The organism is Collinsella aerofaciens, from assembly GCF_005845035.1.
GTDB classification, from domain to species: domain Bacteria; phylum Actinomycetota; class Coriobacteriia; order Coriobacteriales; family Coriobacteriaceae; genus Collinsella; species Collinsella aerofaciens_I.
The window spans coordinates 52,077-76,036 of sequence record NZ_SPFO01000001.1 but is presented as its reverse complement, the minus strand read 5'-3'; the positions used below and the strand labels follow the sequence as shown (position 1 = coordinate 76,036).

Annotated in this window: 21 protein-coding genes and 1 riboswitch; of the genes, 2 read left to right on the top strand and 19 right to left on the bottom strand. The window is 61.2% G+C overall.

Annotated features, from left to right (window positions below; genetic code table 11):
* Positions 1 to 23: 23 nt before the first annotated feature.
* The 6 genes from FGQ67_RS00305 to FGQ67_RS00280 all read right to left on the bottom strand — a co-directional run bounded on the left by FGQ67_RS00305 (position 24) and on the right by FGQ67_RS00280 (position 8,475).
* Positions 24 to 824 (bottom strand): energy-coupling factor transporter transmembrane component T family protein, encoded by an 801-nt coding sequence (locus FGQ67_RS00305; protein WP_138339571.1) that lies wholly within the window; start codon positions 822 to 824, stop codon positions 24 to 26.
* Positions 824 to 2,728 carry an energy-coupling factor transporter ATPase gene (locus tag FGQ67_RS00300; RefSeq protein ID WP_138339570.1) on the bottom strand — a complete coding sequence of 635 codons (1,905 nt, stop codon included), beginning with the start codon at positions 2,726 to 2,728 and terminating at the stop codon, positions 824 to 826. Before FGQ67_RS00300 ends, FGQ67_RS00305 begins: the two co-directional genes overlap by 1 nt.
* Positions 2,725 to 3,315, bottom strand: coding sequence for an ECF transporter S component (locus tag FGQ67_RS00295; protein ID WP_055252299.1), 591 nt, complete (start codon positions 3,313 to 3,315; stop codon positions 2,725 to 2,727). Before FGQ67_RS00295 ends, FGQ67_RS00300 begins: the two co-directional genes overlap by 4 nt.
* 5 nt (positions 3,316 to 3,320) lie before the next feature.
* Positions 3,321 to 3,513: riboswitch (FMN riboswitch) on the bottom strand.
* 369 nt (positions 3,514 to 3,882) lie between these two features.
* Positions 3,883 to 5,520 (bottom strand): chaperonin GroEL, encoded by a 1,638-nt coding sequence (gene groL, locus FGQ67_RS00290; RefSeq protein WP_006234938.1) that lies wholly within the window; start codon positions 5,518 to 5,520, stop codon positions 3,883 to 3,885.
* A gap of 96 nt (positions 5,521 to 5,616) precedes the next feature.
* The gene (gene groES / locus FGQ67_RS00285; protein WP_022094351.1) at positions 5,617 to 5,910 is read right to left on the bottom strand and encodes a co-chaperone GroES; all 294 of its coding nucleotides are present in this window, start codon (positions 5,908 to 5,910) and stop codon (positions 5,617 to 5,619) included.
* A gap of 921 nt (positions 5,911 to 6,831) precedes the next feature.
* Positions 6,832 to 8,475 carry an amidohydrolase gene (locus tag FGQ67_RS00280; RefSeq protein ID WP_249934337.1) on the bottom strand — a complete coding sequence of 548 codons (1,644 nt, stop codon included), beginning with the start codon at positions 8,473 to 8,475 and terminating at the stop codon, positions 6,832 to 6,834.
* Between the two features lie 162 nt (positions 8,476 to 8,637).
* Between FGQ67_RS00280 and FGQ67_RS00275 the strand changes: the two genes are divergently transcribed.
* Positions 8,638 to 10,101 carry a M20 family metallopeptidase gene (locus FGQ67_RS00275; RefSeq protein WP_138339569.1) on the top strand — a complete coding sequence of 488 codons (1,464 nt, stop codon included), beginning with the start codon at positions 8,638 to 8,640 and terminating at the stop codon, positions 10,099 to 10,101.
* A 106-nt stretch (positions 10,102 to 10,207) separates the two neighbouring features.
* Here the strand turns inward: FGQ67_RS00275 and FGQ67_RS00270 are convergent, their stop codons facing one another.
* The 13 genes from FGQ67_RS00270 to FGQ67_RS00210 all read right to left on the bottom strand — a co-directional run bounded on the left by FGQ67_RS00270 (position 10,208) and on the right by FGQ67_RS00210 (position 21,961).
* Complete coding sequence (locus tag FGQ67_RS00270) at positions 10,208 to 10,684, bottom strand: DUF2752 domain-containing protein (protein ID WP_171025108.1); 477 nt, start codon at positions 10,682 to 10,684, stop codon at positions 10,208 to 10,210.
* A 13-nt stretch (positions 10,685 to 10,697) separates the two neighbouring features.
* Positions 10,698 to 11,306, bottom strand: a complete 609-nt coding sequence (locus FGQ67_RS00265) for a DUF4234 domain-containing protein (protein ID WP_138339567.1) — start codon at positions 11,304 to 11,306, stop codon at positions 10,698 to 10,700.
* A gap of 195 nt (positions 11,307 to 11,501) precedes the next feature.
* Positions 11,502 to 12,809: a DUF4013 domain-containing protein gene (locus FGQ67_RS00260; RefSeq protein WP_171025107.1), complete on the bottom strand. Its 1,308-nt coding sequence runs from the start codon at positions 12,807 to 12,809 to the stop codon at positions 11,502 to 11,504.
* A gap of 150 nt (positions 12,810 to 12,959) precedes the next feature.
* Entirely contained in the window at positions 12,960 to 13,982 is a 1,023-nt protein-coding gene (locus FGQ67_RS00255; protein ID WP_117821081.1) for a YitT family protein, read from the bottom strand.
* Between the two features lie 208 nt (positions 13,983 to 14,190).
* Positions 14,191 to 14,706: an Asp23/Gls24 family envelope stress response protein gene (locus FGQ67_RS00250; protein ID WP_138339565.1), complete on the bottom strand. Its 516-nt coding sequence runs from the start codon at positions 14,704 to 14,706 to the stop codon at positions 14,191 to 14,193.
* Positions 14,707 to 14,750: 44 nt separating this feature from the next.
* Complete coding sequence (locus tag FGQ67_RS10215) at positions 14,751 to 15,128, bottom strand: DUF2273 domain-containing protein (RefSeq protein WP_233504040.1); 378 nt, start codon at positions 15,126 to 15,128, stop codon at positions 14,751 to 14,753.
* Entirely contained in the window at positions 15,121 to 15,666 is a 546-nt protein-coding gene (locus tag FGQ67_RS00240) for an Asp23/Gls24 family envelope stress response protein (protein ID WP_138339564.1), read from the bottom strand. The genes FGQ67_RS10215 and FGQ67_RS00240 overlap by 8 nt, the downstream gene beginning before the upstream one ends.
* A 166-nt stretch (positions 15,667 to 15,832) precedes the next feature.
* Complete coding sequence (locus FGQ67_RS00235; RefSeq protein WP_006234926.1) at positions 15,833 to 16,639, bottom strand: YebC/PmpR family DNA-binding transcriptional regulator; 807 nt, start codon at positions 16,637 to 16,639, stop codon at positions 15,833 to 15,835.
* Positions 16,640 to 16,803: 164 nt separating this feature from the next.
* Positions 16,804 to 18,987, bottom strand: coding sequence for a DUF6020 family protein (locus tag FGQ67_RS00230; RefSeq protein WP_249934336.1), 2,184 nt, complete (start codon positions 18,985 to 18,987; stop codon positions 16,804 to 16,806).
* A 134-nt stretch (positions 18,988 to 19,121) separates the two neighbouring features.
* Positions 19,122 to 19,943 (bottom strand): prolipoprotein diacylglyceryl transferase, encoded by an 822-nt coding sequence (lgt, locus tag FGQ67_RS00225; protein WP_138339563.1) that lies wholly within the window; start codon positions 19,941 to 19,943, stop codon positions 19,122 to 19,124.
* Between the two features lie 109 nt (positions 19,944 to 20,052).
* On the bottom strand, positions 20,053 to 20,331 hold the full coding sequence (locus FGQ67_RS00220) for a NifU family protein (protein WP_138339562.1): 279 nt from the start codon (positions 20,329 to 20,331) through the stop codon (positions 20,053 to 20,055).
* 171 nt (positions 20,332 to 20,502) lie between these two features.
* On the bottom strand, positions 20,503 to 21,027 hold the full coding sequence (locus tag FGQ67_RS00215; RefSeq protein WP_138339561.1) for a deoxycytidylate deaminase: 525 nt from the start codon (positions 21,025 to 21,027) through the stop codon (positions 20,503 to 20,505).
* Between the two features lie 82 nt (positions 21,028 to 21,109).
* Positions 21,110 to 21,961, bottom strand: a complete 852-nt coding sequence (locus FGQ67_RS00210) for a type III pantothenate kinase (protein ID WP_138339560.1) — start codon at positions 21,959 to 21,961, stop codon at positions 21,110 to 21,112.
* A gap of 192 nt (positions 21,962 to 22,153) precedes the next feature.
* On the opposite strand from FGQ67_RS00210, the gene FGQ67_RS00205 reads away from it, so the two are divergent.
* Entirely contained in the window at positions 22,154 to 23,857 is a 1,704-nt protein-coding gene (locus FGQ67_RS00205; RefSeq protein WP_138339559.1) for an OPT/YSL family transporter, read from the top strand.
* Positions 23,858 to 23,960 lie beyond the last annotated feature (103 nt).

Below are 23,960 nucleotides of genomic sequence, written 5' to 3'. Positions count from 1 at the left end.
CCTTTCTTGCGCTCGAATCGCGCCTAAACAAGTTGAAGGTTGATGACGATGACACACACGAGCAGCAGCACCGTCACCACCGCGGCCAGTGCATCCCCGCGGCCAAACGTAAGTGTATGCAGACGCGTGCGTCCCTGTTCGCCGTGATAGCAGCGCGCATCCATGGCGGCCGAAAGCGTCTCGGCATGACGGAACACGCCGGTGAACAGCGGAATCGCCACACTGCCGAGCATGCGCACACCGCCGAGCGGACCGCACGTCACGCGCGCGCCGCGGCTTGCCTGCGCGTCCGCCGTCTGCTTCATCTCGGTGGCGAACTGCGGCATAAAGCGCAACGCGATACCCATGATCATGCCGAGCTCATGCGCAGGGAGCCCCACGCGCGCAAACGGTGCGAGCAGACGCTCAAAGCCCGCGGTGAGGTCGAGCGTGGGCGTGGTGAGCGTAATGGCGCTCATGCCGGCCATCATCAGGGTCAGGCGGCACGCCATAAAGGCGGCAGAACGCAGCGAGCCCTCGCTTATCTGCAGAAAGCCGAGCTGCCACAGGATGCGCCCGCTCTGGTCGGAAAACAGGTTGAGCACCGCAACCACGATGACGATTGCCAGCAGCGGCGCCATCGACGACAGAGCGCGACGAGCCGGCACCCGGGACACGGCATAGATCAGGACAACGAAGATTGCGACCGGGGCCAGTCCGCGGAAGCTGCTGACTGTGAGCGTCGTGATCAGAAACACAAAGCCCAAGAGCAACTTAGTTCGCGGGTCCAGGCGGTGGATCGCACTATCGCCGGGATAGTAGCTGCCAAACGAAAACGCCTCCATTAGCAGCCCTCCTCTCGCGCGACCGTCTTGGATTTAGCAATGTCCGCGACGTTAGAAGGACCGCCCGAGCGACCGATTAGCAGGTCCACCAACTCGTCTGCCAGCGACTCAACCGTATAGAGCCCGCCGCGACGCAGCGGCACGCCCGCCTCCGTAAGCGCCAGCGCCATACGCTGGGCGGCGGGAACGCCCAAGCCGATCGACTTGAGCTCATCGGCATGCGCAAACACCTGCGCGGGGGTTCCCTCGGCAAACACCGCGCCTTCGTTCATTACGACAATGCGGTCGCAGCAATTGGCCAGGTCATCCATACTATGCGAAACCATGACAACGGTCAGGCCATCGCGGTGAAGTCGATCGATAAGCTCAAGGAAATCCCTGCGCGCAGCCGGATCGAGCCCCGCCATGGGTTCATCGAGCACCAGGACTTCGGGCTCCATGGCGAGCACGCCGGCGAATGCCACACGCCGTTGCTGACCGCCCGAAAGCTCAAAGGGACTCTTGTCGCCGACCGTAGAAAGGTCGAGGCCCACGCGCGAGAGCGATGACTCGACACGACGGTCGACTTCATCTTGCGGCAAGCCAAGGTTGTGCGGACCAAACGCCACGTCCTGCGCCACGGTTTCGGCAAATAGCTGGCGCTCGGGATACTGAAACACCACGCCGACCTTGGCCTTAACAGCGGCGGCGTCTTTCTTGTTTGATAGGTCGAGCCCCAGCGCGCAAACGCTTCCCTCCTGGGGACGAATCAAACCGTTGAGATGCTGGACCAGCGTCGACTTACCCGAACCGGTATGACCTGCTAGCCCCAGGAACTCGCCGCGACGCACCGTCAGCGATACATCGCGCAGCGCCCACGGGCTGCTTGGGTCGTTTCCCCAGAGAGCCTGTTTGCTCGATTTGCCCGCAGTGGCCGAGCGCTTATGCCAGCAGCGGCGCTCGCGGGCGCTCAGCGAGTAACTATGTGAGAGATGCGAAATCTCGATGACGGGCTCCGACGCTACTGTTCCATCGTTTGCAGAGGATGCGTTGTCGAGCATACGAGGATCGGACGCAAAGGGCCGCTCTACGATGTCTACCCCACTTCGCTCGGCATAAGCCTGCGCAATCTCAGCGACCATATCCGCCTCACGCACCTGCGCGCAAACGGGCACGCCCTTCTCACGAAGTGCCCTACCTAGACAGCACGACGCCGGCATATCCAAGTTGAGCTGCGCAAGTTCGTCCGCCCGCGTCAAGATTTCCTCGGGCGTGCCCAGCATGGCAACTCGCCCCGTCTGAAACACGGCGACACGATCGGCCTCGGCGGCCTCTTCCATAAAGTGCGTAATCATCACGATGGTCATGCCGCGATCGTGCAACGCGCGGCAAGCCTTCATGAGGCCCTTGCGCCCACGCGGATCGAGCATCGAGGAAGCCTCGTCCAATATGAGCACGCGCGGTTCCATGGCGAGCACGCCGGCAAGCGCCACGCGCTGCTTTTGGCCGCCCGAAAGCGCATGGGTCTCGTGGTGCTCAAAGCCCACCAGGCCCACGCCTTTCAGCGCCTCGCGTACGCGCTGCGCAATTTGCGCCGATGGCACGCCTAGGTTTTCGGGACCAAACGCAATGTCATCTTCGACAAGCGTTGCCACCAGCTGGTCGTCGGAATTCTGGAATACCATGCCCGCGGTCGAACGAATGTCGTAGACCAGCTCGGGGTCGGACGCATCCATGCCGTTGATGCGTACCGTGCCCGCATCGGGCTGCAACAGCGCATTCAGATGCTTGGCAAACGTCGACTTGCCCGACCCATTGCCACCGAGGATGCAGAAAAACTCCCCGTCCTCGATGTTCAGATCGACGCCGTCGAGCGCCGGTGCGGCACCGTCATAACTAAAGGAAACGCCCCGACACTCAATCATGCGCGGCCTTTGACCTGGTCCTTTTTAGGCGTGATGAGGTTGGAAACCGCCTTGTACACCGCAAGCGTCAATACCGAGTTAAGCACGGTCTTGATAAGGTTGAACGGCAGTACGGCAGGAATCATGAGCGGGGCGATCACATCGACCGAGCCATACCAGAACCATACGCCAATGGTAAGGTTTGCGACCATAGACAGCGCTGTAGCGGCAATGACGCCAAGCACCAGGCCAATCACGGCACCCTTATAGGTGTGCATCTTCTGGTAAACGATAGCCGCGGGCAGAATATAGCCCAGCGTGGCAACCAAGTTCATAAGCGCGCCGACCCAGTCACCCGTGGTGAGCGCATGGATAACGATAGCCATAGCGGCAACAGCGGTACCGGCGCCGGGACCATACGCAAACCCGCACACCATCGCCGGCACCAGCGACGGGTCATAGGTCAAAAACGGCGCCGAAGGAAGGATGGGCAGCTGCACGTACATAAACAGGGCGCCCAGGGCGCACATCAGCGCCATGGTAACGAGCTGTTTGGTGCTCCACCTATTCGTGTTCTCAAAATGGATATGCTGCGACTGTTCAGACATAAGATCACCTGCCTCTTTCATCCGGACTCTAACCGTTGGTACTGGGATCTCACCAGTTCAGCCGGCATGCGAACCAACACACGCACGGGTCGCGGACTCATCGGCTCAGTCGCAGGCACCTCGCCTGCTCCACGGCGTCCCTTTGACACCGCCCGATTTACCGCCAGTGGGGAATTCCACCCCGCCCTGAAACAGCAATTGCAAGTGTAGCACGAGCAATCGTTCGCGCAAGTATGCCGAGGGTAATTTATGGTGGGGATCAGTTGCCGCAACAACCACGCTCCCCACCCATCCCAAAGTGACGCGCCTTTCGCGGCAAAGCCGCGAAACAGCGACCGGGACACGTATCCCCAACAACCACTTTCTCCGCCCGCCGACCTCAAGGCCGTAAACGCAGGGAATCCGGGGGCGTGACGGGGCTTCTCTCCGGAACATTCCGCACTGGACGCAAAGAGGCTCCGCAGCGCGAAGCGCGATGCGGAGCCTCTTTGCATGTCCGAGGACGTTCCGGAGAGAAGCCCCGTCACGCCCCCGGATTCCCGGTGGGAGTTCTAGACCTTGTCGGCCTTAGTACATACCGCCGCCCTGCTGACCAGCGGTAGCAGCAGCGATAGCGTCCTCAAGCTGAGTGTTCTTGGGCACATCGGAGACGGTGGCCTCGGTGATGAGAATCAGGCTGGCAACAGAAGCAGCGTTCTGCAGGGTGACGCGGCTGACCTTGACGGGGTCGAGGACGCCCATCTCGATCATGTCGCCCCACTCGCCGTTGGCAGAGTTGAGACCCTGGCCGGCAGGCAGCTCGGCAACCTTGTCGACCACGACGGCGCCCTCAAAGCCAGCGTTCTTGGCGATGGTAGCGACCGGAGCGGTCAAAGCCTTCTTGACGATATCGACGCCGATCTTCTCCTCGGGGTCGTCGATCTCGACAGCATCGAGCGCAGGAGCAGCGTCCATGAAGGCGACGCCACCGCCGGCGACGATGCCCTCCTCGACAGCAGCGCGGGTAGCCTGCAGGGCGTCCTCGACGCGATGCTTAATCTCCTTGAGCTCGGACTCGGTAGCAGCGCCGACCTTGATGACGGCAACGCCACCGGAGAGCTTGGCCAGGCGCTCCTGGAGCTTCTCACGGTCGAAGTCAGAGGTGGTGTTCTCCATCTCACCCTTGATCTGAGCGATACGAGCGTCGATGGCCTCCTTGGAGCCAGCGCCGCCGACGACGACGGTGTTGTCCTTGGAGATGGTGACGGACTTAGCGGTACCGAGCATATCGGCGGTGATGTCAGCGACCTTCACGCCCAGCTCGTCCAGGGCAGCCTGGCCACCGGTGAGAACGGCGATGTCCTCGAGGATGCGCTTGCGGCGATCGCCGTAGCCCGGGGCCTTGACGGCGCAGACGTTGAGGGCGCCACGGATCTTGTTGAGGACCAGGGTAGGCAGAGCCTCGCCGTCGATGTCCTCAGCGATGATGAGCAGGCCACGGCCAGCGCGCTGGACAGCCTCGAGAACGGGCATGATGTCCTGAACGCTGGAGATCTTCTGGTCGGTGATGAGGATGTACGGATCCTTCATCACGGCCTCCATGCGGTCGTTATCCGTGACGAAGTAAGCGGAGACATAGCCCTTGTCGAACTGCATGCCCTCGACGGTGTCGATGGTGATGTCGAACGTCTGGGAATCCTCGACGGTGATGACGCCGTCCTTGCCCACGACCTCCATGGCCTCGGCGATCTTCTCGCCGACCTCGGGGTCACCGGCGGAGATGGTACCGACGGAAGCGATCTGCTCCTTGGTCTCGACCGGCTTGGCCTGCTTCTTCATCTCGGCGACGGCGGCGTTAACGGCCTTGTCGATGCCGCGACGGATGGCCAGCGGGTTGGCGCCAGCGGCGACGTTGCGCAGGCCGTCGTTGACGATGGCCTGAGCGAGCAGAGTTGCGGTGGTGGTGCCGTCACCCACGGTGTCGTTGGTCTTGGTGGCGACCTCCTTCACCAGCTGAGCGCCCATGTTCTCGATGTTGTCCTCGAGCTCGATCTCCTTAGCGACGGAAACGCCGTCGTTGGTGATGGTCGGAGCACCGAACGTGCGCTGCAGCGCAACGTAGCGACCCTTGGGGCCCATGGTGACGGTAACGGCGTCGGCCAGAGTGTTGACGCCCTTGGCAAGCTTAGCGCGGGCATCGGTGTTGAACGTAATGTTCTTTGCCATGGTAGGTAATCCTCCAAAAGAAATGTGACTCGCGTCGCCGCTTCCGAGTCCTATGCGGCGGGCGCGCTCAAAGACGAATCAGAGATTCTGACGAGACTAGGCCTCGACGACGGCGTAGATGTCGTCGGCGCGCATCAGCAGATACTTCTCGCCGTCGACCTTGACCTCGTTGCCACCGAACTTACCGTAGATGACAACGTCGCCAACCTTGACGTCCATGGGGATGCGCTCACCCTTGTCGTTGACCTTGCCGGCGCCCACGGCAACGATGGTGCCGCGCTGCGGCTTCTCCTGAGCGTTGCTGGCGATATACAGACCGGAAGCGGTCTTCTGCTCGGCCTCGTCGGGCTTGACCAGAACACGATCTGCAAGCGGCTTCAAAGACGACATGCTTGTCTCCTCCTTTTTGGGCCGCGCGGTTATACCACGCGAATTAACCCTTTTTGTTTGCGTACGCGTTGAATGGTACCCACGAATGGCGGGTTATACAACACAGAGTCAAAAAATCTTATTTTTTGGCACTTAGATTTTCTGAATGCCGGGGGATAACTTAGCAGTGGCTCCCGTGTGGCTCCGGAGGGGCGGGGCATAAGGTTTCCTGCTCGGGCAGTCCTGCTCGCACGAAGGCCACATTAAGTGGCCTTCGGCTCGTGCGGAACTCGCGATAAACCTTATGCCCCGCCCCTCCGGAGCCACACGGGAGGCAGGTTAACTAATTCGAGCCCGGCATTCAGAAAAGTCAGTGCAGCAAAAAGGCGATGCGGATAGCGACATGAGCATGGTTTTCGTTGCGAGCACGGGTCCCCTGGGGAGCACCGTGCATTTTTGGGAGTTTTCAGCAGGCCGGGACAAATGCATACGCACCGGGCGCATCTAATTAGTCCCACGGTAGCCTTCGACCGGCGATTTGGGTCGGCAGACAGGCCTCGTCGAGACAAACAAGCATGCCTCGCGCCACGTCGGACCCCAAAATGACGTCGATCTCCACAATGCTACCCGACTGCAGCGGCACCGGCAGAGCTCGCGGTGCTGAATACTCCGTTTTTTGCACGGCACGGGCGGGGGTACATCAGGATCAGGAAGAATATCCCAGCCTTTTTATGCAATCTGTAATGGGAAGTATGCAAAACACCAAGAGGCAGCATTGCTGATGTCCAAATTGAGCGCGCAGGGCAGCGGCGCATCCGCCCTGCGCCCAAATCCATCAGAGCGGGGACGCTCCTAACAAATCCCCACCGGCAAACAAACGCGACTCGAGCGCTATCCCAAAATAGGCTGTCCGAGCCGCGCTTAACGGTACGGCATGAATACTTAGCGCTCGTAAATCAAGTTACCTGCCAGGTAGGTGGCCTGAATTTTTGTGGCCTGGAGGTCTTGGGGGTCAACGGTGAGCGGGTTTTGGTCCAGGACTACCAGATCGGCGTATTTGCCGAGTTCCAGGCTGCCGAGGTTTTGCTCGTCGCCTGCCGCGTAGGCGCTGCCCAGGGTGTAGTTGCGCAGGGCTGTTGCCGCATCGATGCGCTCGCTCGGCAGCCAGCCGCCCTCGGGCCAGTGGCTTTTGGGGTCCTGGCGCGTGATAGCCGTGTAGAGCACGTTCATGCTGGTAACAGCTGTGATGGGGCTGTCGGTACCGAAGGCTTGGCGAATGCCGCGCTGCTTATAGGTTGCGAACGGCCACATGATGCGGCTGCGCTCCAGGCCCAGGTCGCGCTCCGGGCCACCCGGGTCGAGTGTAATGTGGCAGGGCTGGCTCGAAGCAACCACGTTGAGCTTGCGCAGGCGGTCGATGTCCTCGGGCAGAAGGTTCTCCAGGTGCTCGAGCGTGTTATGGCCGTGCTGGGGCAGCCCGTACAGGTCGGAGGCCTCCTCAAAGATATCGAGCGCGGCATGAATCGCACCGTCGCCGATGACGTGGATGCGCACGGTGTGGCCGCGCTCCGCGGCCGCCAGAACTAGCTTGCGCATGCGCTCGGCGGGAACCGTCAGACGGCCCTGGTCGCCCGGGAAGCGCGGATTGGTATAGGGCTCGGTGAGATAGGCCGTGTGTTCGCTCGACACGCCGTCGAAGAACTGCTTAAAGCCTGGCGCCGAGAGCAGCGCGTTGTTCGCGTAGCGGGTCTGCAGCTCTTCCAAGCGCGACTGGTCATCCAACAGCGTGGGGAACAGATGGGCTCGGATGCCCAACTTGCCGGCTGCCTGCAGCTTGTCATAGACGTCGTCGCGGATAAAATCGCAGCCCGGCATGGGCATGAGCGACATATCGCATATCGAGGTGATGCCCTGCTCGGCCATCCGCCTCATTTGATCGGCGTAAGCGCTTGCGATGCGATCCTCGCCCAGCCACTCAAGGCAGCGCGGTAGCAGCTGCATGGCAGCCGCCTCGTGAGCAATGCCCGTGAGCTCGCCGTTTGCATCCTTGTCGTAGCTGCCGCCCGCTGGCGGCTCGCTGTCGCGTGTGACGCCGAGCGCCTCGAGTGCGCGGCTGTTGAGCCAAAGCGTGTGCCCGTCGCCCGAATACATAACACAGGGACGATCGGGGAATGCCGCATCGAGCGACGCCTTGGTAGGATGCTCGGGCGGGTCCCAACGGTAGTCGCGCCAGCCCTGCGTCACAACCCAAGCGTCGTCGGGCAGGTCCTGGGAAAACTCGAGCGCATGTTGCACCAGCGCCGCCTCGGACGTGCCCATATCCATGAGCATGTACGGTGAGGAACCGACCGAGGTATGGAAGAAGTGCAGATGAGCGTCATGGAAACCGGGGCAGACAAACTGCTCGCCGTAGTCGATAACCGACGTAGCGGCAGGAGCGGCGGCGATCACGTCATCGGGCGCACCGACTGCGACGATACGGTCGCCTGCGATGGCAATCGCCAGCTCGCGGGTGGTATCGATGCCGTCTTGCGCGGTAAAGACGTTCTTGGAGCGGATAATCCGATCGATATGTTGCATGGGCATCCCCATCTCTGGCAGGAAATTCAACACCCCCGAGTGTACTCCCCCGCCCTTGTAACAAAACCCCAAGCGGCAAACGGCAACTTTACCAGCCCTAGCGGCAGGTGGCATACTGGAGAGAGCCTGTACGATTTTGCGATCAACCCAGCAAGGAGCAAATCGACCATGACGAAGACCAAGGCACAGCAGATTATGGCGGCGACCGAGGCTCGCGCGGCTGACGACGTCACCGCGGCCATCCAAGATATCGCTACCGAGTTTGAACCATATATCATCAAGCAGCGCCGGCACTTCCATAAGCACCCGGAGCTGAGCCTCGCCGAGGAGCGCACGACCTCCGACATCGCCAACCAGCTCGACGCCATGAATATCCCCTACGAGCGTCCGCTCAAGACCGGCTTGGTGGCAACGCTTCGCGGTACCGCGCCGGATGCCTACCGCGAGGACGGCACGCCACGCCGCCGCATCCTGCTGCGCGCCGACATCGACGCCCTGCCCGTCACCGAGCAGACCGGCGAGGATTTCTCCAGCGTCAACGAGGGCTGCATGCACGCCTGCGGCCACGACTGCCACATCGCCATGATGCTCGGCACGCTGCAGATCCTGCGCCATATGACAGACGACATCCACGGCGAGGCCCGCATCGTCTTCCAGCCCAGTGAGGAAAACGGCCAAGGCGCCAAACTCATGATCGGCACGGGCGTGCTCGACGGCGTCGATGGTGCCTACGCCGCGCACATCTGGAGCGAGGTCGACGCCGGCACCGTAAGCTGCGAGCCCGGCCCGCGCATGGCCAATACCGACTGGTTCCGCATCGATGTCCGCGGTACCTCGTGCCACGGCGCCATGCCCCAGCGCGGCCACGACGCCGTTATGGTTGCCGCCGAGATTGTCAACGCCCTGCAGACCATCGTCTCGCGCGAGATCAGCCCCTACGAGCCGGCCGTCATCACCGTCGGCGAGCTGCACGGCGGCACCGCGCGCAACGTTATCGCCGGCACGGCCTACCTCGCCGGCACAGTACGCACCTACGGCGATTCAACCCACGAGGAAATGCCGGAGCTTATGCGCCGCATCGTGGAGCATACCGCGGCGGCCTTGGGCGCCGAGGCAGAGCTCACCGACTACACCATCGCCAACTACAAGGTCGAAAACGACGCGGCCTCGAGCGAGCGCTGCCGTCAGGCCGTAATTAAGTGTCTAGGTCCCGCCGGCCAAGGCCATTACCGCGGCACGCTTTCGGGTGAGGATTTTTCGGAGTACCTGCGCCGTGTGCCGGGCGTGCTCGCCTTTGTAGGTACGCGCAACCCCAAGATTGGCGCCACGTACGCCCAACATTCTTGCTTCTACAAGATTGACGAGACCGTGCTGGCAAAGGGCTCCATGGTGGCCGCCCAGTATGCTATCGACTTTTTGGCCGAGCCCACGCAAGAGGAGCTCGACGGCCCCACGATCGCCGCGGTTGCCGAGACCAACCCCGACTTGGCCGCCAAGCTGCGCTCTGCCAAGGCCACGGCCGCTGAGGCGCGCGACGCCATGCACGATGCTCGCACCGCCCGCCATGCTGCAATCAAGGGCATCCACGATGCGCGGGCTGCCGCTCGCCACGAGGAAAAGCGCGACGAGTAGCCGTCACGCCCATCCATAACAGCCTGGCTAAAGCAAAGCGGGGGCGGACGTTATCTCAACGTTCGCCCCCGCTTATGTGTCGACCGTTTTTCTAGCGCGTCCTCCGTCACGCCAGGTAAGAGCGAAGGATGGTGAGCCAGCGTGGGGGTTCGAGGTGGATGATATCGTCGGGAACTCCGGCGGGCGCATAGCCGCCAAAGAGCAGACCGGCATCTGCCGGATTGATGAGGCGCACGATCCATACGACGACGACCAGCACACACAACACGGTGACCGCAATGTCGATACCACGCTTTAGCTTGCTCGATGCCACCTCCTCGCGCACGAACGCGAGCACAAACGCAATCGGCACCACCCAAAACAGCGGATGGTAGGCAAAGGCAGCCGCATAATCGAGGCGCAGCGCCGCCAGCCACGCCCTCGTCATGCCGCATCCCGGACAAGGAATGCCCGTCATCAATCGAAAAATGCAGCCAATGTCGAGCAGGTAGAGCGCGAGCCAGGCGACAAAGAGCGCGCCGGTGCAAAAAAGGGCGCGGCGAAGGAGCTCTGCCGTGCCCCTATGTCCCTGGAAGCTGTTCACGCCGCCCTTATTGTTAGGCACGAGCGCCAAGGCGAGTGTTGTAAGCCGTTGCCATGGCATTGGTATTATTGATGACGATGTTCATAGCGAAGATGGGACCAAGGCCGCACAGGAGCGCGCCGAAGATCTGCCACAGAAGAACGGTGGTGCCGTTTTCCTGGAACACCAGGCCGTAGCGAGGAGCGTTGGCCTGCAGGCGGTTGCCAATCTTGTAATACCAGTAGTACGCGTAGAAGCCGCAGGTCACAAACGATAGAAGGATGAATTCCGCCAGACCCGGCGTGTAATCGCCGTCATCCTGACACAACGTGTTGACGTCGCGTGCCAAGCAATACAGGAAGTAGAACGAATAGATACCGCAGGTCACAAGAGAGAGCAGCAGCCAGCCGATCAGGCTGCGGTCAGCCTTAATGGGGTCATAGCCCATCGGAGCGGATGCTGACTGTTGGGCGTATTGACCGGTGTACTGCTGCTGAGGCTGGGGCGCGGGCTGAATAGCCTGGGCCGGAGCGGGCTGGGGCTGCGGGGCCGCAGCGGCAGAAGCGGCACCAACGGCGGATCCGCAAACAGGGCAGAATTTGGCATCATCCGAAATGGGAGAACCACAAGTGGGACAGAACATGAGCCTCTCCTTTTCCTAAGGCGTCGCACGCCTTCAAACCTTACACGTCTACGTTCTCAACAATAGCCGCGACGTTGTTGCGCAACATTGACCAATTTCCGAGAAATTTTGCTGCAACCGTTTTCCCAGGCATTTTCTTGCTTTCGCAGTAGAAAAAGGCACCCCGGGCTCAGTTGCCCAGGGCGCCTCGACCGGCTATTCGGTTTGATTGTTTTCGGCAGCAGGATTATCGCCCGGCTCATCCGCCGGCGTGGCAACGGCATCCCAATCGGGCTCCGCAGGCGTCGCCCCGGACGCCGGTGCGGGGACAGGAGCAGGTGCCGGGGCAGGGGCAGGCGCGGGTGCCGGGGCAGGTGCAGGCGCGGGCGCCGGGGCAGGCGCAGCACCAGTGGCTGCCGTGGGATTGAATCCCGCAGGAGCAGGCTTCTTCTCACCCGGGAGCACAAAAGTCAGGACGTCGTCCTTGTCCTCGTCGGCCCACTCGCTTGCATAACGTGCAACCCAATAGCCAACGGCACGGTGCTTGAGCATCTTGCCAAAGACCGTAAGAAATACGGTGACGAAAGCGACCAGCACCAGGAACAGCACGAGTGTGATGCCACCGCCGGTAACAAGCGCCTCAATAACCGTAGGACGATAGTAGTAACTATACATACCGACAGAGGCAATGGCGCCAAAGACAACCGTCAAGATCCATGTGACAACGTTGGCGACCAGGCCAGTCAAAAACTCGGGAAGCCACGAAGCGCAGAACAGCTTGGTCTTGTTGTTCTTAAAGGCCGCCCAGACCTTATCGAGCGAAAACGCGCTCTCGACGCGACCGGTCACCGCAAAATGCATCACGGCAATGTCGGCGAACATCTTAAAGAAGACCCCCAGGACCGCCGTGACAATCATAGCCAGAACGAGCAAGCCAAGCGAGCCAAACAGCGCAGCCTCGAGCGCATAAGAGCCGTAATAAGAATACGAGCCCGCAGCGCCAATTACCACGCCCTCCACCAGCGAAAGCGCTACACCGATCACGGGAATGGCAGCGATAACCTCGAGCACGACCGAAATAACGCTCGAAAAGACTCCGAGGCCAAACGACGTGGAACGCATCAACGGACGCTCCATGCCGTCATCGATCTTAAGCGACAGATCGCGACCCCACTCGATGCCAAAGCCCGAACCGCACACGCTCGCCACGTAGGCAGCCAAAAAGCCGATGGCAGCTGCAATACCGCCAATAACGGGAATAAACAACACGAGTACCGACACGACACAGATAAGCGCCGGCAAAAAAGCAATCTGGCACACGCGCTGCAGCACGCCCGGAGTCTTGGTCATATCCTCAAACGCCTGAGCCACACAGCCCTTGGACGCGTTCATGGGAGGCTGAGGGACAAATTGCTGAGGTTGACCCTGAGGGGTGGAAGCTGCAGCACCAGCATTAGGAGCACCGCACGCACCGCAGAACTTGTCGTTATCGCCCATAGGAGCGCCACACTGCGAACAGAACATCGAAATCATCCCTTCGTATCTAGAGCGAATCACCTGGATCGCAAACGATGTCTTTGGCATCATTATCACCCAATGTGAGGACAAATGCTCTTAGATGACGTATTTGCAACGCGCGAGGCGCTTTTCGATTGTTTGATGAGTGTGTCCGCGCTAGTTCGTTCCGCGGAAGCCCTTGCCGACGATCTCGGAGCTGTCGACGATCGTGATAAAGGCACCTGGATCGACTTCGCGCGCATAGCGGCGCAGTTGCACGGCCTCGCGACGGCTCAGCACGCTCATGATCACCGTCACACACTTGCCCGAGAAGGCACCGTAGCCGCGGCTGATGGTCGCCGTGCGGTTGAGATGCTTGACGATAAACTCCTCGACCTTAAGGGGCTCGGAACAAATGACCGTGCAGACTTTGCGCAGGTGAATGCTCTCAATGGCTTTGTCGACCACAAGCGTCTTGGCAAACAGGCCGAGCACGCAATACAGACCGACACGCGGGCCGTACAAGAAGGCCGCGATGGTCACGATACCGATATCGACCAGCAGCAGGGCGCGGCCAATCTCGAGCGTGGTGCGGCGCTTGAGGATCATGGCAAGAATGTCCGTGCCACCCGTCGAGGCGCCGATGTCAAAGACAATAGCGCTGCCGAGCGCCGGCAAGATGACGGCAAAGCACAGGTCGAGCCACATATCGCCCGTCATCGAGACATCGGTCGGAATGAAGAGCTCAAACAGCGAGACGTAGGCCGAAAGCGCAAACGAGGCGAAGACACTCCACAGGATTGCCTTGCGCTCCAAAAAGATAAAGCCCAAAACGACGAGAACCGCGTTGATAATCCACATAAAGACGCCGACGGGCAGAGTCGGGAACAGCGTGGACAGAATGACCGACACGCCCGAGGTGCCGCCAAAAGCAAAGTGATTAGGGGTTTTAAACGCAACGATGGCAAAGGCCGTAAGAATCAGACCCAGATTGAGCTCGGCAAAAAAGCGCGGGAAGCCCGGCTCCTGGCTGCGCTTTTGACCGGCACGCTCGCCGCGCTCGATATCGGTGCGATCGACCACGCGCTCCATCGGCACCACGGGAGGACGATGCACCTCCTCGGCAGCACGCGATGCCGCCTCTGCAGCGGCGGCCTCAATCGCCCATGCCTTGCTTTCTGTTTCGTGCTCGTCGGCCATTACGGCAACTCCTCGTTAACGATTTGGAAACAATGCGCCCATTAGGGTAACGCGGAACGCGACGATTGCAACCCCTAGTTAGACGAGCGGTATGCCTACATCGGGGGGCATACAAAAAACGGCCGGCCACGCTTTTGCTTACGCGGTCGGCCGTTTAATGTTTTCGCAGATAAAACCTGCCAAAACAAACCTGTCCCTTTTTGGAAGGTTATTCGTGCTGGCTGGTGCGGTGCTCGTACTCCTCGGGGGTGATGACGTCCTCGATACGCAGGTTGACGCCCGCCACCTCAAGGCCGGTCATCGCGGCAAGGCGCTCGGTGACACGTGCCTTGACATCGTCGAAGATCGCGGGCGCATAGGCGCCGTACTCGATAATGACGGAGATGTTGACGACCACACGATTGTCATCGGTGACCTCGACCGTCACGCCCTTGGTCAGATTCTCGGCACCAAACTGCTCCTGCACAAAGTGCATGAGGTTACCCTTCATGCCCAGAACGTGCGGAACCTCGCGAGTGGCCATGGCAACGATCTTCTCGATCACACCGTTGGAATAGGTCAGCGAGTCCTCGGACTCGTCCGCTTCCTCGTCGTCCTCATCCGCATCGGACTCGGCCTCGACGAGCGCCTCGTCCTCGAGCGTTACGTCCTCGGCCTCGGCGGTCACGGTCTCGTCTGCCTCGAGCTCGGTATCGGCTACATCGACCTTCGTATTAAAAGCCATGGTTCCTCCTTATGCCTGCCGCGGATGCGACAGTCGAATACATATTAGCGGCCGCTAAACAGACGGCCGAAGAAGTTGACGATCCCGTTCTCGCCGTCGCGAATTTGGCCGATCACAGCGCCGATCAGCACGAAGAATGCAATGACGAGCGTGTCCCACAGGCCCAACGTGAGCACCAACACGGCGAGGACAAAGCCAGCGACGGCGCCGAGCGTGGTGTTGGGATGGCGCACAGCATAGCTCCAGATGGCAGCGCCCGTACCCTTGATGAGACCCATAGCCTCGTCAAAATCCGCGGCGGCCGCGTCTTGCAACTCGGTTGCCTCTGCTTTGGAATCAACAGGTTCGCTCGCCGGCGTGGCGCTCTGGTCAATCGTCAGGCGCGGCGTACGAGCGGTCTTATCTTGATTGGTATCACTCACCGGAAACCTCCACGGTCTGGACGGTAGTCTTGGACGGCAAAAAACGGACGCGCGTAGTCGTACCCGGCGTGCCGAGCATGGTGTCGCAAGCTTCCTCGATGCGCTGCTGCATCGCGGTAGCCAGAGATGCCACGTCCTTATCGTCAAGCGCGATAGCCTCGACCTTAAATCGGACGTGCGAATCGTCGGGGCCTTGGACGCGGGCCTCGACATGCTCGACCATCACGCGGTCGTCGCGCTCGGCAGCAGCCCTGGCGCACGAAGAAAGCGCCGCAAGGGTAACCTCGATATTGCGCTCCCCCGCCGGATGCACGCAGGACGGCTCGCGACGAGCAAACATCAGGCGGAAAAAGCTTACCAGCACGCCGATCGCCACAACTCCGCCGCATGCCGTCACGACAATGCGCGGCATGGGGTCGCGCATCAGCAGCATAAAGCGATACGTATACGCCCCCCAAAACTGGCAGACAAGCGTACCCAGCGCCACGATGGCGGCGGCAAGATACACAATCGCTAGGGCTCGTTTGAGTACGCGCACGTGGCGCTCCCTTCAAATCTCGGCTCTCGAAATGCAGAACGGTTCGCATCATTATAAAAGAGCCGGGTCCGGTGCTCTACGCACGCGGATCCGGCTCATCTATTCCACGAGGCTTGCATGCTCGCTTCATTATGCCCAGATATACACGGCTTAACCCGTGCGGGCGCTACTCCTCCTCGAGGGCAGCGATGACCTCGTCGGTCATGTCCATGGTGCTGTAAACATCCTGGACGTCGTCAAGCTCCTCAAGGCGATCGATGAGGCGCTGGACCTTCTTGGCGTCGGCGCCGGAGACCTCGGTCGGGGTGGTCGGGACCATGGTGGTCTCGGAACCCTTGACCTGGACGCCCTGCTCCTCGAGCGCCTTGGAGACAGCCATAACCTCGTTGGCAGTAGTCCAGACGATCCACTCCTCGCCGGCGTCCTCGTAGTCCTCGCCACCGGCCTCGGCGATGGCCATCATGAACTCATCCTCGTCACCGGCAGCACCGTTGGCGATCATGGTCTCCTTCTTGGCGTTCTCGTCCAGGATCTCCTTGGCGACGACGATCTGGCCCTTGCGCTCAAACTGGAAGGCGACGGAGCCGGAGGTGCCCAGGTTGCCACCAGCGTGGGAGAAGGCGGAACGGACATCAGCGGCGGTACGGTTGCGGTTGTCGGTCAGGCAGTCGACGTAGACGGCGACACCGGCGGGACCGTAGCCCTCGTACACGATGTTCTCGTAGACGGCAGCGTCGGCACCCGAACCAAAAGCCTTGTCGATAGCGGACTTGATCTTGTCCTTAGGCATGGACTGAGCCTTGGCCTTGGCAACGGCAGCGGCGAGGCTGGCGTTGTTCTCGGGCAGCGGGTCACCGCCGAGACGGGCAGCAACGGTGATGTTGCGGCTGAGCTTGGAGAAGAGGGCGGAACGCTTGGCGTCCTGCGCGCCCTTACGATGCTTGGTTGTGGCCCACTTAGAGTGTCCGGACATACGTGTCTCCTATCGGTTTCGACCTAAAGCCCAGCGCAGATGCTCGGGCAATATAAACAAACGTCGTTATGATATACCTACTGGCCTGCGAGATAAACCCCAAAATGAAGGCGTCGTGATGATGGCCCCTTTGGTGCAAAGAAACCCGACCTCAATGCACCAAGTTAGAACCAGAGGAAGTCGCTGCGGGTGACGGTGGCGCCGATGGCGAAGGGCATGCAGGCGATGACCGGATACAGGTAGCGCATGTAAGTCGAGCCGTTGCACGGGCCAATCAGGCACACGGCGAGCACGCCCAACAGCGGCACCCAGATCGCCAGCGCACGCCATGAATGACGACGCAGCAGGTAGACCACCACGGCGATCATGATCCACACATAGGTGGCCGAGCTCATGGTGAGCGAGATAAACGGGATGCGCTGCACCGCCACACGGCACAGATTGATCAGGTGGTCGCACCAGCGCACCACGTTGCTGTCAACCGGATGGAAGTCGAAGTACTTGAGATTATCGGGGCGTGCCATAATCTCGGCACTGCGCGCCGTACTGTAAACCCAGGCATCGCGCGCGCTCGGATAAAAGTATCCATAGTAGTTATTGATAAGCGCCGAGATATAGCACTCGGGATCCTTTTTGAACATCTGGGCCCACACCTCAAAATAGGCCTTGATGTCCTCCTGCGATGCGTACTCGTTAAAGCAATTCTTAACGGCGTCGGACTTGTCGGGATTGTAACGACGGCCCAAGTTTTCGTACTGGAGCACCCGATCGATCACGGCACGTTCTTCGTCAGTCACCAAGCCATCGCAAGGAGCCTCCACGATGGTGCCGTCTTCCTTGACCGTGGGATTGACGCCCGAATTGAGGCCGTCGTGCTTTTGGACAAAACGGGCCGTCTGCTGAAACGGAATCGAGAGGATTTCGCGCTTGGAGCCAGGCGTGATGTCGTGCGCCGGCATAAAGACCTTGGTGAAGTACATATTAGAGACAAGGCAGAGTGCGAGCACCGCAAGAACTCCCACCCAGCGGAAACGCGGGGTGACGCCCGCTGGCGCAGTACCCGTCTGCTTGGCCGCACGACGAGCCACATGCACGTCCCAGGCACAAAACGCCGCCGCGATTACGCATGCCGCCAGGGGAAACACCAAGCCGCCGTTGCGCAGGAACGTGGAACCCATGGCGCCCAGAGCAAGCAGCAGCCAGTCGTGGCGCGCAAAGAGCACAGGCCTCTGTTCGCCCGCACGCTCGGCATTGGCATCGCGACGGGGCAGACCGCAAGCCACGAGCTTCACAGTCTGCACCAGCAGCACCAAAAACGCGTCGGCAAACAGCACGTCTTTGGTGAGCAGCGCCGCGTAGTTGGAGAACATCGGCATAAACGCAAAGAACAGCAAGATAACGCCGCGGACCGGCAGGCTCACGCCCAGCTTGCGCAGCGACGAGATGGAATAGGCCATGCAGGCGGCCGTGATGACGAACTGAGTGCAGGTGTAGATGATGAGGCCGGCGTTAGCACTGTTGAACAGCGAAAGGCCCAGCTGCACGCACGAACCGATGATGGCCGTGTGCACCACGGGGTGATGCCCATTGAGCAACACATTGGGGTTGAGCAGACGCAGGTAGTCGCTCGTGCCGTTGGGGTAGTTGAACCACTGGCGAATCTGCGCGCCCGTGTCTCCCATAAAAAGGCCGGGCAGCGAGGCGATGAGCGTGGGCGCCCAGGCGATCATAAGCACCAGGAAGGGCCCGGCAAAGGGATGGACCGAGAGCACGGCGTGAGCCACGCGCCATACGCGGCCAAAGTGCGCTTCGAAAAACGGAATGCGCCGAGAGCTTAGCCAATCCAGACACTCAAAAGCGAGGTAGAAGGCAACGACCGCTAAGAGCATCCAGCCCGCGCCGCCGATCCAGGCGCAGATGATGCGGGCCTTGTCGCCGAGCACAATCTCGGCAGAGTCGGTGAGGTCGTAGCTGCGGCCAAACACCATACAGATGGCAAAAAACAGCGATGGCAGGATGACCGAGGGACGCCAGGCGTCGCCGCGGCCAAAGAAGACGTAGCGAAACGGCAGCGTGAGCAGGCAGGCAAGCGCGAGCAACATGACCGCGTCGGTATGCCCGGCAAACGAGAGGAGCACCTCGTAGCACACGTACAGCATGCCCGAGGCTTTGGGGTCAATCGCCAAGACTGCGTTGCTCGACACCGGGGCGGGATCGATGGAAAACGCCGTGGTCGCCAACAGCGCGAGCAAAAAAGCGATGAGCGTCTGCTTGGCGGGGTAGCGCTTAAACCAGACGATGCGAGCGGCGTCGCGCGCAGCCGTTGTGGAGAGGTCGGAATCCTTCACAGTCCGAAAGCCTTTCTAGAAACCTGCCAAAAAGGGACAGGTTTATTTTGGCAGGTCTTATCTGGGGAAACGTTACGGTTCTGTCATCGTTGCCCAGCAAACCGCCACAAAGGTGCCTGTCCCTTTTGTGGTGGTTAGGCGTCGAGGTAGATGCGCTGGGGGCGATTGCGGTGTCGGGCGAAGATGATGAGCGCCAGGCCGGCGAAGACGAGCGGCAGGCTCAACAGCTGGCCCATGGTGATGACGCCACCCAGCAGATAGCCCAGTTGTGCATCGGGCACGCGCACGAACTCGACGAGGAAGCGGACGATGCCGTACCCCATCACAAACACGCCCATAAACGTGCCTTGGGGCAATAGCGGCTTTTTGCGGCTGAGCACCTGCAGAATGCAAAAGAGCACGATACCCTCAAGAAATGCCTCGTAGAGCTGGGAGGGGTGACGCGGCATATCGCCCGCAGTCCCGCCAAAGACCACGCCCCATGGCAGATCGGTCGGCTTGCCCCACAGCTCTCCGTTGACAAAGTTGGCACAACGGCCCAGGCACAAGGCCAGCGGCGCGCCGATGACGGCAAGGTCTGCCAAAGTCCATGCGTCGAGCTTATACATGCGGCATACGATGATGCCGCCGATAATGCCGCCCACCAAACCGCCGTGGAAGCTCATGCCGCCCTCGTTGGTGGCAAAGATCTCGAGAGGGTGCGCCCAGTAGTAGCCATCACCGTAAAAGACGACGTAGAACAGGCGCGCACCGATAATGAGGCCAAAGACCACGCCGACCACGACACTCGTCAGGTCATCAATCGTGATGTCAAAACCCCAACGGCGCTGCGTGCGATACATGACGACCGCCGTGAGCAAAGCTCCGACCACATAGGCCAAGCCGTACCAGTAGATGGTGATGGGCCCCGCCGAAATGGCGACGGGATCAAGCATATGGTAGAGGTCGTTGAGCATATCGGTCCCCCTGCTCCCTACATACAAATGCGGCCGCGGGCCTTGCGCTCGCAGCCGCATATTTGGGCGTAACGTCTATGCGGAGTATGCCGTCCGCAGCTTTCGAATCTTAGAACGGCGCGTACTCGTCGTACAGGTCGTCGGTCTCGCCGGAGGCATTGATCTGCTCAACACGGGTAACGCCGGGCACATGCTCCTTGAGGATACGCTCGATACCCATGGACAGGGTCAGTGCGCTCATAGGGCAGCCGGCGCAGGCGCCCTGAAGCTCAAGCTTGACAACACCCTCGTCGTCGACGCCCACATACTCCATATCGCCGCCATCGGCCTGCAGGTTGGGGCGGATCTCTTCAAGAACCTTCTTAAGCAGCTCTTCGTTAACAGCCACAGGGGCTCCTTTCTCACAATAACGCGGGCACGCCCGCGGACAGAAGCTATGTTACTACAGCCATGTACCCGCTCACGAGCCGTCCATGCGCGCAGACGCGACTTTCACGAGTAGTCAATTTGGGACGGGGCTCTTTGAACTGCATTCGTCGTCAGATAGCGACAACGCATATTACTGTCGAGCCTGTCCCCCGGTACCAATCTGGACATCGACGATGACCTGGCGGTAGCTGATGCCGCAGGAGTCGAGAATGCGGCGGCTGATACGGCCGTCATCGGTGTCGGCATACTTATTGTCCAGGTAGACGACCTCGCCCACACCCACCTGCGCCAGGATCTTGGCGCAGTCGTGGCACGGGAACAGCGTGACGTAGACCGTGGAACCCTCAAGGTCTTTGAGCGAGCCGCGGTAGTTGAGCACGGCGTTGGCCTCGGCATGCACCACGTAGTTGTGCTTGTCCTGCAACGGGTCGTCGCTCGTGCCCCACGGGAAAAAGTCGTCGTTGAGCGCCGAGGGCGTACCGTTGTAGCCCACCGAAAGGATGCGGTGGTTGGTGTTGGCGATGCACGCGCCCACCTGCGTGTTGGGGTCCTTGCTGCGGCGCTGCGCGGCGATGGCCACGCTCATAAAGAACTCATCCCAGCTAATAACGTCGCGGCGCTTGCCCGACGCAGTTTGATGAAGATCGTCCGACATGGCAGACACCTCCGTAATCGCAACAGTTTGACCCATTGTAGCAGGTGGAAGGTGGAAACGTTTTTGTCCCACCGCCCCATCGCTACGCGCGACGGGGCTTTTGATTGATGTGGTAGAGCTCGGCCAGGCCGCGAAGCGTCAGTGCGTCATCGACCGTCAGGCTATGACCGACAAGGGCCGCAAGTGCCTCGGCATCGTCGCCGGTAATGACGATGGGCACATCGCCCTCCCCCGCGGCCTTGGTCGCGCGCATCTCGGCGAGCACCATGTCGAGCATGCCGTCGATGCGGGCCACCTCGCCCAGAACCACGCCCGAGCGCATGGCCTCACGCGTGTTGCGGCCGATAACATGCGTCGGCGCCGAGGGCTCAACCTGAGGCAGGCGCGCCGCAGCGGCCGAGAGCGAACGGGCGCCGAGCGCCAGCCCCGGCGCGATAACGCCGCCGACAAAGGTACCGTGCGCGTCGATGACCTCGATATTGGTCGTGGTGCCCAGGTCGATCACGATGCACGGCGAGCCGTAGACAGCGCGGGCAGCCACGGCGTCGGCAATGCGGTCGGGGCCGATCTCGGCCGGATCGTCGTAGTGCACGGGCATGCCGGTCTTGAGGCCCGGCCCCACGGTGAGCACGCGCCCCGTGCAGGTACGGGAAAGTGCTGCCTTCCACGGGCGCTCGAGCGCCGGGACCACGCAGCTCAGCACGGCCGCGGCGGGTACGAGCACCCCGGGCACACCTGCATCGGCGGCGAGCGCGACCATGACCTGCGCAAGTCGCATGTGCGCTTCGTCGGCCGTGATGCTCGGCGGCGTGGTGATCTCGCACGTCGCGAGCGGGCACTCCTGCGCCGCGGCCGAATCCTCGGCAAACAGGCCAAAGCGAATGAACGTGTTGCCCACGTCGACCGTCAATATATATGCGCACCCATTTAGCATCGTCGGCGCTCCTTTCGTCTGCCCAGCAGTATATCGCCTACCTAAACCAGTCATCCCAAAATGACTAACTTGCGGCTATACTGATGCGCGGCCGCGCGCGAGCTCACGCGGCGGCCCTTGGTAACCCGACTTCCCGCGCCGTATCCGTAGCGGCGCTCCCGGGGGAAGCGGATATACGCAAAGGAGTTATATATGAGCAATCCCTTGAACCGCGCCTCGATGCGCGGGCAACTCACGCTGCGTGGCGTCGTCATCGGCGTCCTCGGCTGCGTGATCATCACGGCAAGCTCGGCCTACACCGCCCTCAAGATGGGCGCACTCCCCTGGCCGATCGTCTTCGCTGCCGTCATCTCGCTGTTCTTCCTTAAGCTCATGGGCAACGCCAGCCTCAACGAGGCCAACGTCACCCACACCATCATGTCCGCGGGCGCCATGGTCGCCGGCGGTCTGGCGTTTACCATCCCGGGCGCTTGGATGCTGGGCTATGCCGACCAGATTAGCTGGCTCGACATGTTTATCGTGGCGCTCGCCGGCACCATTCTGGGCCTGCTGGCAACGGCACTCATCCACCGCCACTTTATCGTAGACGCCGCGCTTGAGTTCCCCACCGGCAACGCCGCAGCTCAGACCCTGCGCGCAACCGAGGCCGGCGGCAAGACCGGCAAGCAGCTCTTTGGCTCCATGGCCCTCGCCGGCATCTACAGCGTGTTGCGCGATGCCCTGGGCATTGTGCCCAGCATGCTGTGCACGCTCAACATCCCCGGCGTAACCTTTGGCATCTACAATTCGCCCATGCTGCTCTCCGTCGGCTTCCTCGTGGGCTTCGCCCCGGTCGCTTTCTGGTTTGCCGGCGCGCTGCTGGGCAACTTTGGCATCATCGTCGGCGGCACCGCTGCCGGCCTGTTCGACGTCGTAACCGCACAGGGCATCGTCAAGTCCCTGGGTATGGGCCTTATGATGGGCTTTGGCGTCGCCGTCGTCCTCAAGGACATCCTGCCGCAGGTCGCCGGCATCGTCCGCGGTCTTGCTGCCGACAGCTCCACCGACACCGACGAGCAGTCGCTCATCTCGGGCTCCCTTAAGCTCGACGCCGGCATCATCGGCCTGGGCGCTGCCGCCATCGCCGTAATCGTTGCCATCGCGCTCGACCTTGGCCCCGTTCCGGCCGTCATCGTCACGCTGTTCACCTTTGTCACCACCATCATGAGCGCACAGAGCTGCGGCCAGACGGGTATCGACCCCATGGAGATCTTTGGCCTCATCGTCATGCTCATCGTGGCGGCCTTCGCGCAGCTCGCGCAGGTCAAGCTGTTCTTTATCGCCGGCATCGTGGCCGTGGCGTGCGGCCTTGCGGGCGACGTCATGAACGACTTTAAGGCTGGCGCTGTGCTGGGCACCAACTCGCGTGCGCAGTGGATCGGCCAGGCCATCGGCGGCATCGTGGGCGCCTTGGTCGCCGCCGCCGTCATGGTCGCGCTCGTCACCGCCTATGGTCCGGACGCCTTTGGTCCCGACAAGAGCTTCGTTGCCGCGCAGGCAAGTGTGGTCGCCACCATGGTCTCGGGTATCCCGAGCGTGCCGTGGTTCGTTGGTGGCTTTATCGCCGGCATCGTCATGTACTGGCTCGGCATTCCGGCCATGATGATCGGCCTAGGCGTGTACCTGCCGTTCTACATGTCGCTCACGGCCTTCTTGGGCTCCTGCGTCAAGCTCGCCTACGACAAGTGGTCCGCCCACCGCGACGCCACCGCTGGTCTTTCCGACGAAGAGAGGGCTGCCAAGGACGCCGCCTTCCAGGAACAGGGTCTGGTCGTTGCCAGCGGCCTGCTCGGCGGCGAGTCCATCGTCGGCGTTATCCTGGCGTTTGTCTCCGTTGGCTTAAGCCTGCTGGGCTAAGCTGAGCAGCTGCTCGACAGCAACCATATTGCCTACGATTTGCCCGGTCGGTAGCTTTCGCGGCTACCGACCGGGCTTTTTGATATCGAAACGAAGAAAGGCC

What these genes read in the sequence shown, in the direction of transcription:
- FGQ67_RS00305 (WP_138339571.1), bottom strand. Translation starts at nt 824, where the DNA reads ATGGAGGCGTTTTCGTTTGGCAGCTACTATCCCGGCGATAGTGCGATC.
- FGQ67_RS00300 (WP_138339570.1), bottom strand. Translation starts at nt 2,728, where the DNA reads ATGATTGAGTGTCGGGGCGTTTCCTTTAGTTATGACGGTGCCGCACCG.
- FGQ67_RS00295 (WP_055252299.1), bottom strand. Translation starts at nt 3,315, where the DNA reads ATGTCTGAACAGTCGCAGCATATCCATTTTGAGAACACGAATAGGTGG.
- groL (WP_006234938.1), bottom strand. Translation starts at nt 5,520, where the DNA reads ATGGCAAAGAACATTACGTTCAACACCGATGCCCGCGCTAAGCTTGCC.
- groES (WP_022094351.1), bottom strand. Translation starts at nt 5,910, where the DNA reads ATGTCGTCTTTGAAGCCGCTTGCAGATCGTGTTCTGGTCAAGCCCGAC.
- FGQ67_RS00280 (WP_249934337.1), bottom strand. Translation starts at nt 8,475, where the DNA reads ATGCCCATGCAACATATCGATCGGATTATCCGCTCCAAGAACGTCTTT.
- FGQ67_RS00275 (WP_138339569.1), top strand. Translation starts at nt 8,638, where the DNA reads ATGACGAAGACCAAGGCACAGCAGATTATGGCGGCGACCGAGGCTCGC.
- FGQ67_RS00265 (WP_138339567.1), bottom strand. Translation starts at nt 11,306, where the DNA reads ATGTTCTGTCCCACTTGTGGTTCTCCCATTTCGGATGATGCCAAATTC.
- FGQ67_RS00260 (WP_171025107.1), bottom strand. Translation starts at nt 12,809, where the DNA reads ATGTTCTGTTCGCAGTGTGGCGCTCCTATGGGCGATAACGACAAGTTC.
- FGQ67_RS00255 (WP_117821081.1), bottom strand. Translation starts at nt 13,982, where the DNA reads ATGGCCGACGAGCACGAAACAGAAAGCAAGGCATGGGCGATTGAGGCC.
- FGQ67_RS00250 (WP_138339565.1), bottom strand. Translation starts at nt 14,706, where the DNA reads ATGGCTTTTAATACGAAGGTCGATGTAGCCGATACCGAGCTCGAGGCA.
- FGQ67_RS00235 (WP_006234926.1), bottom strand. Translation starts at nt 16,639, where the DNA reads ATGTCCGGACACTCTAAGTGGGCCACAACCAAGCATCGTAAGGGCGCG.
- lgt (WP_138339563.1), bottom strand. Translation starts at nt 19,943, where the DNA reads ATGCTCAACGACCTCTACCATATGCTTGATCCCGTCGCCATTTCGGCG.
- FGQ67_RS00215 (WP_138339561.1), bottom strand. Translation starts at nt 21,027, where the DNA reads ATGTCGGACGATCTTCATCAAACTGCGTCGGGCAAGCGCCGCGACGTT.
- FGQ67_RS00210 (WP_138339560.1), bottom strand. Translation starts at nt 21,961, where the DNA reads ATGCTAAATGGGTGCGCATATATATTGACGGTCGACGTGGGCAACACG.
- FGQ67_RS00205 (WP_138339559.1), top strand. Translation starts at nt 22,154, where the DNA reads ATGAGCAATCCCTTGAACCGCGCCTCGATGCGCGGGCAACTCACGCTG.